The organism is Kitasatospora phosalacinea, from assembly GCF_000717185.1.
In the GTDB taxonomy this organism is placed as follows: domain Bacteria; phylum Actinomycetota; class Actinomycetes; order Streptomycetales; family Streptomycetaceae; genus Kitasatospora; species Kitasatospora phosalacinea_A.
Genome location: NZ_JNYE01000031.1, coordinates 50,487 through 65,224 on the forward strand (window position 1 = coordinate 50,487; position 14,738 = coordinate 65,224).

Here is a 14,738-nt window from a genome sequence, read left to right on the forward strand (position 1 = left end):
TCCGTGCCCCCGCCCCGGCGGCGACCACCCGCTCGGATCCTCGCCCGCCACGACCGACCGAAGAGGAAACCCCCGACCATCACCGCCTCCCTCCACGTCCAACCGCTCTACCTGACCGGCCCTGCTTCCACCACCAACCCCGAGGAGCAGACCCGCACCCTGCTCCAGTTCACCCGGGACCTCGCCGCCCGTCTGCCCGGCACCTGGTCCGTCGGCACCATCGACATCAGCACCGGCACTGCCCGCTCCGCCCTGCACGATCAGCTGTGGGACGACGCCGTCGCCGACTGGATCCTGGCCACGTTCGCCCACCAGCATGCGGGCACCGTCACGGACGGCGGGCTGCGGACACTGCTCGTCCTGCCGCGCCCGCGCCCGCACACCGGCCAGTACGCCGTCGCGCCCCTGCTGCCCGAAGCCCTCGGCACCGCCTCCGATTCCGAGGACCTGACCCCGCAGGGCATCACCGTCGGGGCCGATCCCGTCCGCGCCGCCTCCGCCGTCCGCACCCGGCTGCTGCCCCGCTACAGCGGCGCCCTGCGCGCGCTGCTGGCACGGGAGATCGGCCCGATCACGCCCAGCGGGGCCGAGACGGCCGGTGGCACCGCCGACGAAGTCGACCCGGAGTCCGAGGACGCGCCCGCGTACGTGGCCGACGGCCGCCGCTGGCACAGCGATCCGCGTGACGCCCAGGTGCTGCGCGAGGCCGTCCGGTCCCTGTTGCTCGCCGCCGAAGTGCGCTTCGACGAGGAGCCGACGGGCGCCACGGACGTCCTGGCGGGCGGCGGCGAGTACATCTGCGACCGCGAGGGCCTCGATGCGGACCTCGCGCCGGTCATCGAGGCCGTCGCCCTCACCGCGGTGCTGGATGCCGCCGGCCTGCGCGTGCACTCCCTCCTCGACCCAGCACTGCCCGACCGCGTGGAGGAGTTCGAGTCCTGGCCGCAGCAGCGGCAACGCCAGGCGTTCCACCTCGCCGCCCGCCCCCTCGCCCCGCAGGCCGCCACCCGGCACGCCGCCGCGCGCATCCGCTCCGCCACCCACCCGGCGGTGGTCCGCTCCACCACTACCACAGCGCCTTCGCCCGTCTCCGCCCTGCCAGCCGCCCACCTGCCGACCCGACCGACCCTGTGAAGGAACCCGTCCTGCCCATCGACCCCGACCTGCTCGTCCGACCGCTGCACCTCGCCGGCCCCGGCACCGGCACCGATGACACGATCGCCGACCTCGTCGACCACTTCGGCTGGAGGCTGCACCGCAACCCCCACGCCGACCCGATACTGCGCTGCCCCCAGCAGATGGCGTGGCTGGCCCGACGCGTCGACCTCCTCGGTGACTCCCCCGGTTGGGAAGTCGACTTCTCCAACCCGACGTGGACACGCGACCCCTGGTGGTTCGCCTTCGACGACGCCACCCCGGGCGAGGTCACCGCCACCGTCCTGCCCGACCTCGCACACAGGCCGGAACACTCTCCCGGGGAAGCCTTCCGCCCGGCACCCGGCTGGGACGGCGCCCTCGCGCTCCTGCGGGAGGGCGGGTGGGCACTCGGGCAGCGCGACGGCCACGACGTCCTGCTCGCCCCCGACCGCCTGGCCGCCCTCACCCGCTCCCTGCACGACGAGGGCGCCCCCACGGTGCTCACCGGCGCCGCCGCCCACGGCACGTGGAAGGTGACCTTCAGCTCGCACGCCCCGGGCTTCCTGCTGCACAGCGCCGCGGCCGCCCTGCTGCGCCCGGCGGTGCGCTCGCCGGACCAGGTGCCCGCCGCCCACCGGGAGCGGATGTCCCTCGAACCGCTCCCGCCTTCGCCGGGGCCCCGCGTCCTGGTGTCCCCCCGCTACCTGGCCGGCCCTGGGGCCCGAGGGCCGCAGCCGCCCTCCCCGTCCGCCCTGTGGCACGCCACGGAGCCCGGCCAGGTGGTCAGTTCCTGCGGACGGGCACGCGTGGAGGCAAGCCCGGAGGGCGGTCTGCGGGTGTACGCGAGCCCGCACCCCCTCGATATCAACTCGGCGTGGCGGGCACGCTTCACCCCGAACACGCCCGTCGAGATCACCGACGCCTGGCTGGAGGACTTCCTGACCGACTCGGTGGCCGCCGACCTCGACCTCGGTACCGCGGGCACCTTCGTCCGGGACGCGGACATGATGCTGGGCGAGGCCGTCGAACCGCTCACCTCGGCCGGATGGAGCGCGTACTCCGACGCCACCTGCCTGCGCCTGCTCGCGCCCGGCGGCTACGCGAGCGCGAGCATCCCGCACGGCCGGGCCCCGCACCACCCGAGCACCACGACCGCCGAAGCCCTCGCCAGCCCCCTGCGCTGGGGCGCGGACTTCGACGTCACCGCCCCCACGGGACGCTGGCACGCCCACCTGACCGACCACACCCCGCCGCACCTCGTCCGCGCCCTGATCTCGGAGCTCACCGACCCGGCCGCCCTCCCTCGCGACAGCGACCGGATCCCGAGGCAACTCCTCACCTCCGTACGCCTGGCGTCCATCCCCCCGGACCTCTCCCCGGCCGCAGCCGCCTCGCGCGTCCGCAGCCTGCACGCCGGCCTGCCGCTCCACACGGACCCGTCCGACCCCCAACGCTCACCGGCTCCGACCGACTTGTCGGCAGGCCGCGCCGTACGCACCCGATGACCGTCCCTGTCCCTCGCCACCACCGGAGACCTTCCTGTCCACCGACTTCCGCGACTTGATCGAGCGCCAGGACTGGTTCCAGTCCTCCGCGGTGGCCGTCGGCCCCCGCCACTTCATCGGTCCGTTGCCGGGCGCCGGCGACCTCCTCGCCGACTTCCTCACCGACCGCGGCTGGCAGCGGCCCCGCGACGACCGGCTCCTTCGGCCCTGCGGCCGGCTCGGCGTCCACCTCCCGCGAGGTTCCAACCCGGAGTGGACGGTGTGGGGCGCCCAGCACCGCGGCGCCCAGGTCGCCTGGAGCCTCACCGCCGAACCGGCCGTCCCCACCGAACTGCTGGCCGCCGCTATCACCGAGGCGGAGGCCATCTTGGAGGAGGCCCCGCCCGGCGCGCGTGAGCCCTACGTCCGCGGCCTGGTCGCCCTCGGCCTGCTCCCGTTGGCCCGCGCCGGGTGGAGGGACGACGTCGACCCACGCGGATCCGTGAGCTTCCGACCTCCCGACGGTTACGCCCATGCCGCGGCCGGAACCCCCTCCTACCTGCACGAACTGCGCGGCAAGCCCGCCGCGACCGTCTCCTCCTACGGCCCCAACAGCTACTGGGACGCTCACTTCACCGCCGGCACCCCTTCCCGCGTCCTGGCCGCGTTCGCCCGCGAACTCGCCAGCGACGAACCCCTGCTGCGCCCGGCCGACTACGTGCGGAAGCTGACCTACAGCCGTGCGCACATCACCGTCCGCTCCCTCACCGAGGAGCGCCAAGAGGGCCTCTCGCCCGCAGCGCAGGCAGCCCGCAGCAGGAGCAACACCCCCGCCCCGGCCCCCTCCCCGGTCTCCTCCACCCCGCCGCCCGCCCCTACCGCCGTCACCCCAGCCCCCACCGCCGGCCGGTAGAGCCGCACACCGATACCGACCCCTGCGAACGGAACCCATGCCCAAGCCCACCGACCCCCTCGAAGCGGTCTCCACCGCCGCCCGCGGCATCCAGCAGGCCATGGCGGACTGGGACGCGGTCAACGACTCCTACTGCGGCGAGGACGGCCAGATCACGGACACCGACGGCTGGGAGAGCGGCATCGTCGCCCGCGACCTCACGGCCTGGCACCACTTCCAGGCCGTCCTGGAACACGGCATCCCCTTCCTGATCCTGACCAAGGACCTCCTCCGCCCGAACATCCCCCACGTCACCCATGCACACCGCGCCCTCGTGCAAAACCTCTCCAGCGCCTACCGCACCCTCCACCGGATGATCGACTCTCCGCACGAGGGCGACCACCCGCTGCGGGAGGACGTCGTGGCCGAGATCTGGCACGAGATGGCCATCTGGGCCGAACACGCCCCCGTCGTCCTGGAAGCCCACCGGCGCGAAGCGGTGAACCCGCCGAAGCCCACCCTGGCCAGGTCCCCCCGGCGCGACGGGCCCCAGCCCGTGCGTGCCGCCACCACCCGGATGCCCGACGTCGCGCACGCAGCCGTCCTCTCCGCCGCGGCCCAGCCCGAGCACCTCCTCGGTGCGCGCCTGCACCAGCGCACGGCCGACTACCTGATCGAGCGGGGCATGGCCCAGGTCCGGCCGCTGCCCGACGGCCACCGGATCACCCGCGACCACCAGTTCGCACTCGCCGTCCACCTCACCGAAGCCGGCCGCCAGTACGCGCTGGAGCAGGGAGCCCGCGCCCCGCGGCGCCGCGCGGTCGTCGTCGCCTGCGGCTCCCGCAAGGCCGCCCCGACGCCCGGGGCGAGCACCGTGCCGGCCGGAGACCTCTACACCGGCAGCTACCACCGGGCCCTGCGCCGCACCGCCGAGGTCCTCACCGACCACTGGGGCACCGTCTACATCCTCTCCGCCCAGGCCGGGTTGGTGCCCACCGACCGCCTCCTGGCCCCCTACGACCTCCGCATCACCGACCCGCGCGCCGTCACCGGCGAGCAATTGCGCCACCAGGCAGACGCGTTCGACCTGGAGCACGCCGACGTGATCTTCCTCGGCGGCGGCAAGTACGCGCACGCCCTCGCCGCCGCGGTCCCGCACCGCGCGATGCCGCTCGCCAGCACCCGCGGCATGGGCGAGCAGCTGCAACTGCTCAAGCACGCCCGCGCCGACACCGACGACGGCCTCCAACTGCGCACCGCCTGGTGGGCGCAGGCCGACTTCGTCCGCACCCAGCAGGCCGTCCTGAGGAGTGAGGACCTCGGGCGCCCGGCCGCCGCACCCGGGTCCGCCGGCCGGCCCCTGCGCACACGCTGACCACCAGCCCGGCGTAACCCGGCCTCGCGGACCTCGTTGACCCCCAAGACGGGCGGCGCGCCCCGACACCCCCCCGGTACGCGCGCCGCCCTGCGCTCACCGCCCCGGCCCCCACACCCCGCAGTCCAGCTCGTGGACGCTGGTGACCATCACCGTCCCGCCCAGCGCCACCCTGCGAGTCACCTCCGCCGAGCAGCAGCGCACCGGCTCCGCCGCCCGCTCGGGACCGCTCCTGGGCGCAGGCGGCTCCGCACCGCCGCGGCCGACGGCATCCTGCTCAAGCTCGTACAGGCTGATACCGAGCTGCGCCGCACGGGCACGGCGTCGGCTCCTACGGGGTCCTCGACGGTTCACCGCACCAGCATGCCCGCCCCGGCCCCGGACATGGTGGAACCGGCCCGTGCCGGGCAGAACGCCCCGGAACCGTGGTCGCGGGACTTCGGCGCGGTGTTCGCCCGCGGCAGACGCCACCCGCTACGCGAAGCGGCCTGACCAGAGCAAACATGGACGTCCCCCCGCCCGACAGGAAGGGACGCCCCATCACCTCCACCCCCGCCGCCCCGCACTCCACGCTCGTCGGCCTCTTCGCCTCGGTCCACTACATCGCCATCGTCGGCACCGTCGCCACCGCCTCCACCGCTGCCGTCTGCCTGCTCTTGCGCCACGTACTCCTGTGCACCGCCATCGCCCTGACCTGCGCTCAGCAGGTCACCCTCCAGATCAAGCTCCACCGGCTCCAGAACACCGTGCTGGCCCTCGCCGTCGCGCAGGTGCCGCCGCAGCGCCGCCCTGCCGAGTAGCCGACGGCACACCGCCGCCCCGACCCGTCCGACCCCTCGCTCCGCCGATCTGGAGAAGCCATGAAGCCGTCCCTCCGTACCCGCAAGGCCGCTGTTCTGCTCTGGGGCGCCGTGAGCGCCGCGCTGGCGGTGACCTTCGCCGCCTTCGCCGTTCACGACGCCGTCGACCGTGACCCCGCTGTCGCCTGGCACCTGATCAACATGGGCCTGACCATCTTCAACCTCCTGAGCGCCGCCACCGTCTGGGACCGGTTCACCGACACCGAGGTCCTGCGCCGCCTCCGCCAGGCCCGCACGCCCAGCAGCGCCGCCAACCTGGCCCGCCACCTCGGCCGCCGACCCGGCCCGGTGGGCCTGAGCCTGCTGCGCCTGGTCCGCCAGGGCCAGGTCGTGCAGGCGGACACCGTCAACGGCGTCCCCCGCTTCAGGGTCCGCTGACCGGCGCGGCCCACCAGCGGCGGGAGTGCTGAAACACGTATGGCCCGCACCGCGAACGCGGTGCGGGCCATACGTGTTTGTCGTGCCGGTCGCCTTCGGGGCGGTGGCGCCCTACGGGTCGCCGGTGGAACGAGGACGAGCCCGCCGGAGCGTCGGCGAGCTGCTGCTGGTGCGGGGAACCGCGCGGGCAGCTACCCGAAATAGGAGTAGGCGAGGATGCCGTCGAAGCCGAGGCCGCGGTACATCTCCTCCATGCTGGCCCACTCGGTCTCGGGGCCGGGCTGGCGCGCCTGGTCGGCCTCCTCGGCGTCGAGGTCGTGCTCCAGCCACTCCATGGTGCAGCGGCAGCGGACGAAGACCTGGGGGCCGACCTGGATCAGGAGCCAGTCGCGTCCGGCACCGCAGGCCGGGCAGGTGATGAGGATGCCGCGCGGGGTGAGCGGGTCGGGGTGGGGGATGGCCAGGACGGCGGGCGGCTCCGGCGCGGGCTCGGGGCTCTGGCCGAAGCGGTAGTTGGTGTATCGGGGGGTGTGGGGGTCGCGGCCGTCGGGAGTAGTCAAGGAGCCCCTCTCGCGTGGTGTGGTGCGAGAGGGTAAATGCTCCGGGGGGACAGTTAGTTCCGTAATGTCCGAATCTGCTGGTGTGGGGTGCGTCACTTTGGTTCGTGCTGCAGGCCGGGGATTGTCTCGGTCGAGCAGCATCTGGTGGGTTGGGATGTCCTTCGGGCGTTCCTGCTCACACCTGCAGGTAGTCCTCGGTGGTGAACCAGGTGTTCGTGGCCAACTCGGAGTACAAGGCGGCTTGCCAGCAGTTGCGGCCCCCAGACCTTGACCACAGCTCGGCCTTCCGAGCGAAGTGGTCGCGGACTTCCGGCGGTGTGCGGCCCCAGTCCTTCAGCTCCTGGCAGTCGACGCGCACGGCACCGCCGACCTGGGAGACATAGAGGTCCGCGAGCTTGAGTCTCCTGAAGTGGAACTGGGCGCGAGCGGCCAGCACGTCGGGCATCTCGGGCGGCGGCAGGGCGTGGAAGGTAGCGGTGAAGGGCGGCCCGGTGACCCGCGCCCTGAGCCAGGTGTACTCCTCGGCCTCGTGGTCGAAGTAGGGGTTCAGCGTCTGCTGCTCGGCATCGACAGGATCCACGTCTCCCTTCGCCGTGTTGCAGGGAAGGCACGCGGGGGCGAGGTTGCTCGGTGCGACGGCGAGCAACGGGTACAGCATCTTGGGGAGTTGGTGGTCGAGTGTGCCGGCAGTTATGTGCCCGCAGAGCGAGCACTTGCCGTCCGGGGCGGACGACCTCAGCTTCAAGTAGGCGCTATGGCCGATCCTGCCTTCAGGGACCATGCGCGTGGTGTAGCCGTTGGTGAGGGCCCGGTTGATCGGGGCGTGCTTCGTCTTGGGCGGGGTGCCCGTGGGCGGTCCGCCGGGGCTGTGCCGCAGGTGCTTGAGGGTGTGCAGCGTCTGGGTTTCGGCGGCGCTCTCGTACTCGGCCACAGCGTTGACCACGTCAGGGGTCAGGACCTGCAGGGCCGCTCGGTCTGCCTTGGTCTTGGCGGTGCTGGAGCAGAGGGCGAAGAGTTCTGCGGCGTCCAACCGGGGCATGGGCAGTGGAAGCATTACCGGCGTTCCTCGCCGTGCCACTCGTCGAACTCCCTGGTCGCGACGAGGGAACGGGCGATGATCTGCGCCTCGCCGCCGAGTTGTCCGCCGAACTCCGTCATGATCTGGTCGAACGAGAACCCGGCGGCCACCAGGTCCTTGATGTCCTGATGGAACCCGGTGTTGGTGACTTCGAGGCCGAAGACCTCCTGGGTCAGGATGCCGACGTTCTCGCCGAAGGTCTCCAGCGCTGGCCGGTTGGCGAACAACTGGTCACCGAAGCGGCGCAGCTTGTAGACGCAGCGGGCGGGAACCTCTTGGAGGACGACAGGCGAGTGGGTGGCGATGATCGCCAGGGCGTTGAGGTCGGTGAGCAGGTCGGAGATCGCTCGGACGAGGGCAGACAGCAGCGGCGGATGCAGGTGGGATTCGGGCTCGTCGATGATCACCAGGGTGCGCTCGCCCACGAGCTCGACCAGCCTGGTGACGGTCAGCAGGGCGACCTTGTGTCCGGAGCTCAAGTTTCGAAAGACCCGCCTGGCCTCGGACTTCCGCTTTGCGGCGTTACTGGTGGCGCGGAACCGGTCGAGCCACCCCTCCTCCAGCAGGCCGCTGTTGGCATACATCAGCGTTCTGACGGCCTTCGTCCAGCGTTCGCTGCGCTCTCCGGTCAGGCACGCCTCGACACTTTTGGCGAAGAGTTTCAGGAGTTGCTCGGGCGTCTTCAGACTGCGGGTGCGGCGGACGGTCGCCCCGTCGGAGACGGTGGCGCGCAGTCCGACGTAGTCGACCGGGAATGCCGGGGTGGAGACGGCTTCCGGGAGGGTGTCGAAGGCGCTGAAGCTGACGCTGACGAGGTTGGTGAACGACTGCCGTTGGGGTGCCCGGCCGTGTTCGGTGAAGCGGCCGATGGTCTCTTGGCCGCCGGGTGGGTTGCCGGCGGCGCGGGCCATCCGGCTGAGCAGGACGGACTTGCCGGCGCCGTTGCTCCCGGTGATGACGTGGACGTTGGTGGGTGGAAGGGAGCCGGGCGTGGCCCGGAACGTCATGTGCAGTTCGTTGCTCTCGTCGCCGTTCGCAGGTACCAGACGGTAGTCCACCTCGAAGGCGAGGACGCGTGCACCGCCGCGGGCGATCCGGGCGAACTGCTCCTCGACGGTGCTGGCCCTGACGAAGCGCAGCAGCGAGTAGATGGTGACGCTCTCGTCGCGGGCGTGTTCGAAGATCGCCCGGTCGAAGGCCATGTCCCGGAGCCCGGTGAGGACCTGGATGCGGATCATGTCGCCCAGGTCGGCCAACTGCCGGTAGTAGGTGTCGTCCTGGCCCAACGAGAAGTACTCGTCGGGAAGGGCGTCGAAACGTTCTGGGACGTCGGTCCTTGTGTTCCTGCGGTCGGCCTGCCCGTAGCGGCCGATCTTGACCGTGCCGATCTGGTGGACGCGCTCCGCCGTGTCGACGACCACCAAGTGGAACATGGTGACAAAGCCCTCGTCGTTCCAGGCATCCCGCACGAGGGCGGCCAGGGGCAGGTGGGAGAGATCCAACGCCTGTCCCCGGTCGACCACCATGAACTGCATGGTTCCCCCGTTCGGATCTGGGCCCGCCGGTGCCTTGTTCGGCGGCTGCCCGAATCCTACGGGGCCCGTCCCGAAGTACTGTGCAAGTTCTGCCTGAGGTCATGCCACGCGGTGAGCGGCAGGTCTGGTGCCGGTGGCGCGGAGGCGGCGCAGTGAGTCGGCCTCCGCGCCGGGGCGGTCAGGCGACGTGGATGTCGAGCAGCGCGGCGGCGTGGTCGAGGCGTTCGTTCACCTCGGCCGCGGTGGTGCTGCTCGTCTCCGCGGTGAAGCTCGCCCGGCACGGCTGAGCCCGTGTGGCCGGGCCCGCTTTCCGGTCGGAGGTGGGCGCGGCCGGGAAGGGGGCCGGAGCGGGCCCTGAGGGGTTTCGCGGCCCTCGTCGGTCGGTCAGGCGGCCAGCAGGATCGGTCGCAGGGCTCCGCTGCGCAGGTGTGCGACGGCCGGGGCCGCGAAGCGGCGGGCGGCGGCGGTGGCGGCGAGGCCGGTGAGGCTGCCGGTGATCAGGGCTGCGGCGACGTCGTGGGGGTAGTGGGCGCCGACGTAGACGCGGGAGGCGGCCATCAGCAGGGCGGCGAGGGCGGTGAGGGCGGCCAGGCGGCGGTTGACCAGGAGGAGGGCGGCGGCTGTGGCGGCGGCGACGGTGGTGTGGTTGGAGGGCAGTGACCAGTCGTTGGGCGGGGGGCAGGCTTCGAGGATGAAGTCGTGCGGCAGGGCCCGGCAGGGGCGGGGCTCGGTGAGGGCGCTCTTGACGGCGTCGTTGAGGAGGTAGGCGAGGACGGCTGCGATCGGGATGGCGAGGGCGGCGGCCATCACCGTGTGGTCGGCGCGGCGGGCCAGCCACCAGCCGGCCAGCATGAACAGCGCGAACAGGCCGATGCCGTAGCTGGTGTAGGCGGTCATCGGGGTGTTCAGCCACGGTGTGCGGTGGGCGAAGTCGGTGACGGCGGTGTAGAGGCCGCCGTCGATGCGTGCGCCGTCGAGCGCGAGGACGGCCGGGGTGGGGGTGGTCATCGTGTGGACTGGTCTTTCGCTCGGGCCCCGCCGGTGAACGGGCAGGGGCTGTGGTGCGGGTTCGGGGTGAACGGCCGCGTGCCGGGCCGTGAAAGGGCCCGGCGGGTGGTGCGGCTCGGATGTTCGTGCGGTCAGGTGCGGGGCGGGCGCAGGGCGGCGAGGAGGGCCAGGGCGGCGGCCTGGACGGTTATCACGGTGGTGATCAGGGCGGGGACGGAGACGCTGTACAGGGCTCCGGTCAGGGCGCCGCCGGCCAGGGTGGCCGCGCCGACGACGGCGGCGAACAGGCCGTAGGCGGTGGCGCGGCGGGGGGTGGGGACGAGGTCGGCGACGGTGGCGCGCAGGGTGGATTCCTGGACGCCGGTCGCCGCGCCCCACAGCAGTGCCCCGGTCACGACTGCGGGCACGGTGTCGGTGAACGCCAGCGCGGTGGTGGCGGCGGCCAGCAGCGGCAGCACGACGAGGACGCGGGGGCCGATGCGGTCGTAGGCCCAGCCGGTGGCGAGGGCCGCGGCGGCGTCGGTGAGCATGGCCGCCGCGTACAGCACCGGCACCAGGGAGGCGGGGAGCAGGTGCCGCTGGATCAGGTGGAAGGAAAGGACGCCGAAGGTCGCGAAGCCGGTCATGGTGGCGGCGGTGAACGCCGCGTACACCCAGAACGCGCGGGGCAGCGGTTCCCGCCCGGCTGTCGGCGGTTGCTCGGCGGGTCCTGCCGTCGAGGGGGCGTGGGGGGTGTTCTCGTAAGCGGCGGGGTCGGGGACGCGGGTGCGCAGCCACCACAGCAGGGCGAGGACGGCCGCGCCGGGGACGGCGAGGATGCCGAGGGCGGGGCCGTAGTCGTGGGTGGCGGCCAGGACGGCGGCGACGGTCAGGGGGCCGATGATCGCGCTGACCTGGTCGAGGGCCTCGTGGACGGCGAAGCCCCGGCCGCGGCCGGTGGCGGCGGTGGCGTGGGAGAGCAGGGTGTCCTTGGCCGGGGAGCGCACCGACTTGCCGACCCGCTCCGCGATCACCAGCGCGCACGCCGCGCCGAGCGTGCCCGCGATGCCGAGCAGCGGCACGGTGACCACGGTCAGCGCGTAGCCGCCGATCGCCAGCGCCCAGAACCGGCCGGTGCGGTCCGCCAGCGGCCCGGAGACCAGCCGCAGCCCGAGCGCCGCCGCCTCCCCGGCCCCGGTCACCACCCCGACGACGGCCGCCGACGCGCCGAGGGAGGCCAGCAGTGGGCCGGTGACGGAGCGGGCACCCTCGTAGACGAAGTCCGCGAGGAGGCTGACGATCCCGAACCAGACGACGAACCGCCACGGCCGCATGCCGACGGCCCGTTCGCCCGCCGCGGCACGGACACCCGACTTCGCAGGGTTCACGTCCACAGTGCCTGCGCGATCGCGCCGCCGGTGAACGCCGCGCCCAGGCCGGCCGCCACGCTGCCCGCCACGTTCGCCACCGCGTAGAAGCGGGCGCCGCTCTCGGCCAGCCGCAGCGTCTCGTAGGAGAACGTCGAGTACGTGGTCAAAGCCCCGCAGAACCCGGTGCCGACCAGCAGTTGCACGTGCGAGGACATTGCTCCGGCGGCCACCGCGCCCGTCAGCAGCCCCAGCACCATCGACCCGGCGACGTTGACCGCGAAGGTGCCCCACGGGAAGACCGTGTCGTGGCGGGCCTGCACCGCCCGGTCGGTCAGGTAGCGCAGCGGCGCGCCCACGGCCGCGCCGACGATCACCAGCAGCCAGTTCACTTCTTCCCCTTGTCGCGGCCGACGTAGCGGATGACCTCGCAGTCGTCGAGGATCACCAGCCCCTCGGTGACCAGCTCGTCCAGCTGCGGCAGGAACGCCCGCACATGCTCCTCGCTGTCCACGATCACGACCGCCACCGGCAGGTTGTCGCTGAGCGACAGCAGCCGCGCGGTGTGCACGAGCGAGGACGCACCGAAGCCCTCCACACCGCGGAACACGCTCGCCCCCGCCAGGCCGGCGGCGTGCGCCCGGTGCACGATCTCGCTGTACAGCGGCCGGTGGTGCCACAGGTCGTCCTCCCCGACGAACACCGTCACCCGCAGCGCCCTGCCCGTGAGCCTGGTCATCGCGTCCTCCAGCCGATCACTTTGCGGGCTGCCTGCGCGCCTGCCCACACCGCCGTCATCGCCGCGGCCAGGGTCGCGGCCAGGTATCCGAGCGCCGTCGCGGCGTGCCCGCCCTCGACGAGGCGCTGAATGTCCACCGTGTAGGTGGAGAACGTGGTGAACCCGCCCAGCACGCCGGTGCCGAAGAATGGCCGCACCAGCCGGTGCGCCGCCCACGCCTCGGTGATCACCACCAGGAAGACGCCGATCACCGCGCAGCCCACCGCGTTCACCACCAGCGTGGTCCACGGGAACAGGCCCGGCACGGTGGGCCATATCAGTGCGGCCCCGTACCGGGCGCTCGCACCGAGCACGCCGCCTGCGGAGATCACGGCGAGCGTCGACAGCTGTCCGCGGCCGGGGCCGGCGGGAGGTGCGGGCGCGGGTTCGATGTCGGGGTCGACGGGCTCGACCGCGGTCTCGGCCTGGGGGTGCTCCACGGGCACACGTCTCCTACTCGCGCGGCACCCGGGCATGCGGGTGCGACCGTCACAAGTAGGGACCGTTGGCGGCGACTGCCGCGGTTCGGGTACGGCGGGCCCCACCGCCGCTCAACACCCCAAGGGCGCTGCGAAGTCCCACCCTACCCGCAACGCTGCCTTCGGCTGAAGCGGGCGTGCCGCCAGCCAGCTCCAGCCGAAGCCGGGTCCGTGCAGGAGTCTCAGGCCGCGACGGCAAGGGACAGCCGGGCCGGGGTGGGGAATGCGGTGTTCTCGCTGCAGGGGGTGCCGGTGGCGAGGCAGTAGTGGAGGCAGCCGAGGAGTCGGTTGTAGAGGTTGCGCTGGGCGGAGGTGTGTCGGTCGCCGGCGTTGCGGCGGCGGTCGTAGTGGGCCCGTGCTCCGGGCGAGGCGTTCAGCGAGGCGAACGCCCAGACGTAGCCGACCGCGGCCAGGCGCTGCTTCTTGACCCGGCGGACCATCACCGCGCGGCTCTTTCCTGAGGCGCGGGTGACGGGCGCCGATCCGGCGTACGCCTTGAGTGCCCTGGCGTCGGCGAAGCGGGTGCGGTCGTCGCCGATCTCGGCGAGGACCCGGGCGCCGCTGAGCGCGCCCAGGCCGGGGAAGCTGGTGATGACCGCCGCGTCGGGATGCTGCGCGAACAGTTCGGCGGAGGCTTCGGCGAGGTCGTCAGCTGCGGCGCAGGCGGCCTCGAACTTGCCCAGCAGGGCCAGGGCCTGGCGGCCCATCGCCTGCTCGACCAAAGGGAGTTGGCGCATCTGCGGCAGACGGAGGGCGGCGTGCAGGCGCTCGACCTCGGCGTCGATGCCGCGCTGGCGGCCGGCGCGCTTGAGCACGGCCTTGAGCTGGGCCCGGGTGAGGCGGGCGGCGCGGTCGGGGGTGGGTGCGGCGGCCAGCAGGGTGCGGGCCAGCGGCGCGTTGAGGCCGCCGGTGACCGGCTGGACGGCGGCGAGGTAGCCGGGGAAGTACTTGCGCAGCTGGGAGCGAAGCTTGTTGCCGGCCTGGGTGCGGTCCCAGACGGCGTCCTGCTGGGCACGGGCCAGGACGGCGACGGCCTGGGCGAGCTCGCTGTCGGCCGAAAGCTGACGGTGCGCGTCGGCGTCGGTGCGCAGGATGTTCGCCAGCACCATCGCGTCGAGGTGGTCGGACTTCTTCCTGGCCACGCTGTGGCGCTCGCGGTAGCGGGCGGCGGCCATCGGGTTGACGGCGTAGACGGGGCGGCCGGTCGCCCGGAGGGAGGCGACCAGCAGGCCGCGGGAGGTCTCGATCGCCACCGGTATCCGCTCGTCGGGGCTGTCGCCGTGTTCGGCCAGGAGGTCGAGCAGCTGCTGCAGGCCGGTCGCGTCGTCGCCGATCCGGGCCCGGCCGAGGAGCTTGCCGTCGTTGTCGACCACGGCGACGTCGTGGTGGTCGCTGGCCCAGTCGATCCCGCAGAACACCTTCACGGGCGTCCTCCCAATCTTCCGTCCGATGTGTCGTCCCTGCTGGTCAGAGACCTGAGCGGAGGCACGCGACTCCCTAATGGAAGGGCTCTGGGCCCGTCATCCGATTGGTCGTTCGTGACCCCAGCTGACCGCAGGGGCCTCGGTCTGTGAAGGAGCTCGAAGGCGTCCCGGAGAAGTGAGAGGTGTGCCCTGAGGAGGGCTCGGACCACGGGTATTCGATCACTGGCAGCGCAGCGGTCGTGCGGGTGCCGGACGCCGGGGCCCGCCGGTCTCTTGCTGGAGGTCAGGGCCTCGGGTACAGGGGAGTAAGAAGTCATCTCATTTGGGCTTGTAGGCTGCTCGCGTGCTGATCGTGGAGCGTCTGGTGCCGGACGAGTTGTGGGAGTTGTTCCAGCGGGTGGTGC

The 14,738-nt window shown here is 72.7% G+C and carries 15 protein-coding genes; 6 read left to right on the forward strand and 9 right to left on the reverse strand.

What is annotated here, in order from left to right:
* Positions 1-3: 3 nt before the first annotated feature.
* The 6 genes from OO57_RS15875 (at position 4) to OO57_RS15900 (ending at position 6,126) form a co-directional block, all read left to right on the forward strand.
* Positions 4-1,134, forward strand: a complete 1,131-nt coding sequence (locus OO57_RS15875) for a hypothetical protein (protein WP_033253111.1) — start codon at positions 4-6, stop codon at positions 1,132-1,134.
* Positions 1,131-2,642 carry a hypothetical protein gene (locus OO57_RS15880; RefSeq protein WP_033253112.1) on the forward strand — a complete coding sequence of 504 codons (1,512 nt, stop codon included), beginning with the start codon at positions 1,131-1,133 and terminating at the stop codon, positions 2,640-2,642. Before OO57_RS15875 ends, OO57_RS15880 begins: the two co-directional genes overlap by 4 nt.
* Before the next feature lie 55 nt (positions 2,643-2,697).
* Complete coding sequence (locus OO57_RS46795) at positions 2,698-3,534, forward strand: DUF317 domain-containing protein (RefSeq protein WP_033253113.1); 837 nt, start codon at positions 2,698-2,700, stop codon at positions 3,532-3,534.
* Positions 3,535-3,571: 37 nt separating this feature from the next.
* Positions 3,572-4,888 (forward strand): DUF6884 domain-containing protein, encoded by a 1,317-nt coding sequence (locus OO57_RS39495; RefSeq protein WP_051777696.1) that lies wholly within the window; start codon positions 3,572-3,574, stop codon positions 4,886-4,888.
* A 503-nt stretch (positions 4,889-5,391) separates the two neighbouring features.
* Positions 5,392-5,688 (forward strand): hypothetical protein, encoded by a 297-nt coding sequence (locus tag OO57_RS15895; protein ID WP_033253114.1) that lies wholly within the window; start codon positions 5,392-5,394, stop codon positions 5,686-5,688.
* A 60-nt stretch (positions 5,689-5,748) separates the two neighbouring features.
* A complete protein-coding gene (locus OO57_RS15900; RefSeq protein ID WP_033253115.1) occupies positions 5,749-6,126 on the forward strand; it encodes a hypothetical protein in 378 nt (125 codons plus the stop codon).
* Between the two features lie 191 nt (positions 6,127-6,317).
* Here OO57_RS15900 and OO57_RS15905 read toward each other — a convergent pair whose 3' ends face one another.
* From OO57_RS15905 to OO57_RS15945, 9 genes are all read right to left on the reverse strand, one after another.
* Positions 6,318-6,686, reverse strand: coding sequence for a hypothetical protein (locus OO57_RS15905; protein ID WP_051777698.1), 369 nt, complete (start codon positions 6,684-6,686; stop codon positions 6,318-6,320).
* Positions 6,687-6,861: 175 nt separating this feature from the next.
* Positions 6,862-7,716, reverse strand: a complete 855-nt coding sequence (locus tag OO57_RS15910; protein WP_158715136.1) for a hypothetical protein — start codon at positions 7,714-7,716, stop codon at positions 6,862-6,864.
* 23 nt (positions 7,717-7,739) lie between these two features.
* Positions 7,740-9,290, reverse strand: coding sequence for an AAA family ATPase (locus OO57_RS15915; RefSeq protein WP_234337357.1), 1,551 nt, complete (start codon positions 9,288-9,290; stop codon positions 7,740-7,742).
* Between the two features lie 393 nt (positions 9,291-9,683).
* Positions 9,684-10,307 (reverse strand): phosphatase PAP2 family protein, encoded by a 624-nt coding sequence (locus OO57_RS15920; RefSeq protein WP_033253118.1) that lies wholly within the window; start codon positions 10,305-10,307, stop codon positions 9,684-9,686.
* 131 nt (positions 10,308-10,438) lie between these two features.
* A complete protein-coding gene (locus OO57_RS15925) occupies positions 10,439-11,674 on the reverse strand; it encodes an MFS transporter (protein ID WP_234337358.1) in 1,236 nt (411 codons plus the stop codon).
* Positions 11,671-12,045 (reverse strand): fluoride efflux transporter CrcB, encoded by a 375-nt coding sequence (gene crcB / locus OO57_RS15930; protein ID WP_033253120.1) that lies wholly within the window; start codon positions 12,043-12,045, stop codon positions 11,671-11,673. The genes OO57_RS15925 and crcB overlap by 4 nt, the downstream gene beginning before the upstream one ends.
* Positions 12,042-12,392, reverse strand: coding sequence for a DUF190 domain-containing protein (locus tag OO57_RS15935; protein ID WP_033253121.1), 351 nt, complete (start codon positions 12,390-12,392; stop codon positions 12,042-12,044). Before OO57_RS15935 ends, crcB begins: the two co-directional genes overlap by 4 nt.
* The gene (locus OO57_RS15940) at positions 12,389-12,871 is read right to left on the reverse strand and encodes a fluoride efflux transporter FluC (RefSeq protein ID WP_033253122.1); all 483 of its coding nucleotides are present in this window, start codon (positions 12,869-12,871) and stop codon (positions 12,389-12,391) included. The genes OO57_RS15935 and OO57_RS15940 overlap by 4 nt, the downstream gene beginning before the upstream one ends.
* Before the next feature lie 221 nt (positions 12,872-13,092).
* Positions 13,093-14,349 (reverse strand): IS110 family transposase, encoded by a 1,257-nt coding sequence (locus tag OO57_RS15945; protein WP_418909889.1) that lies wholly within the window; start codon positions 14,347-14,349, stop codon positions 13,093-13,095.
* Between the last annotated feature and the right edge of the window lie 389 nt (positions 14,350-14,738).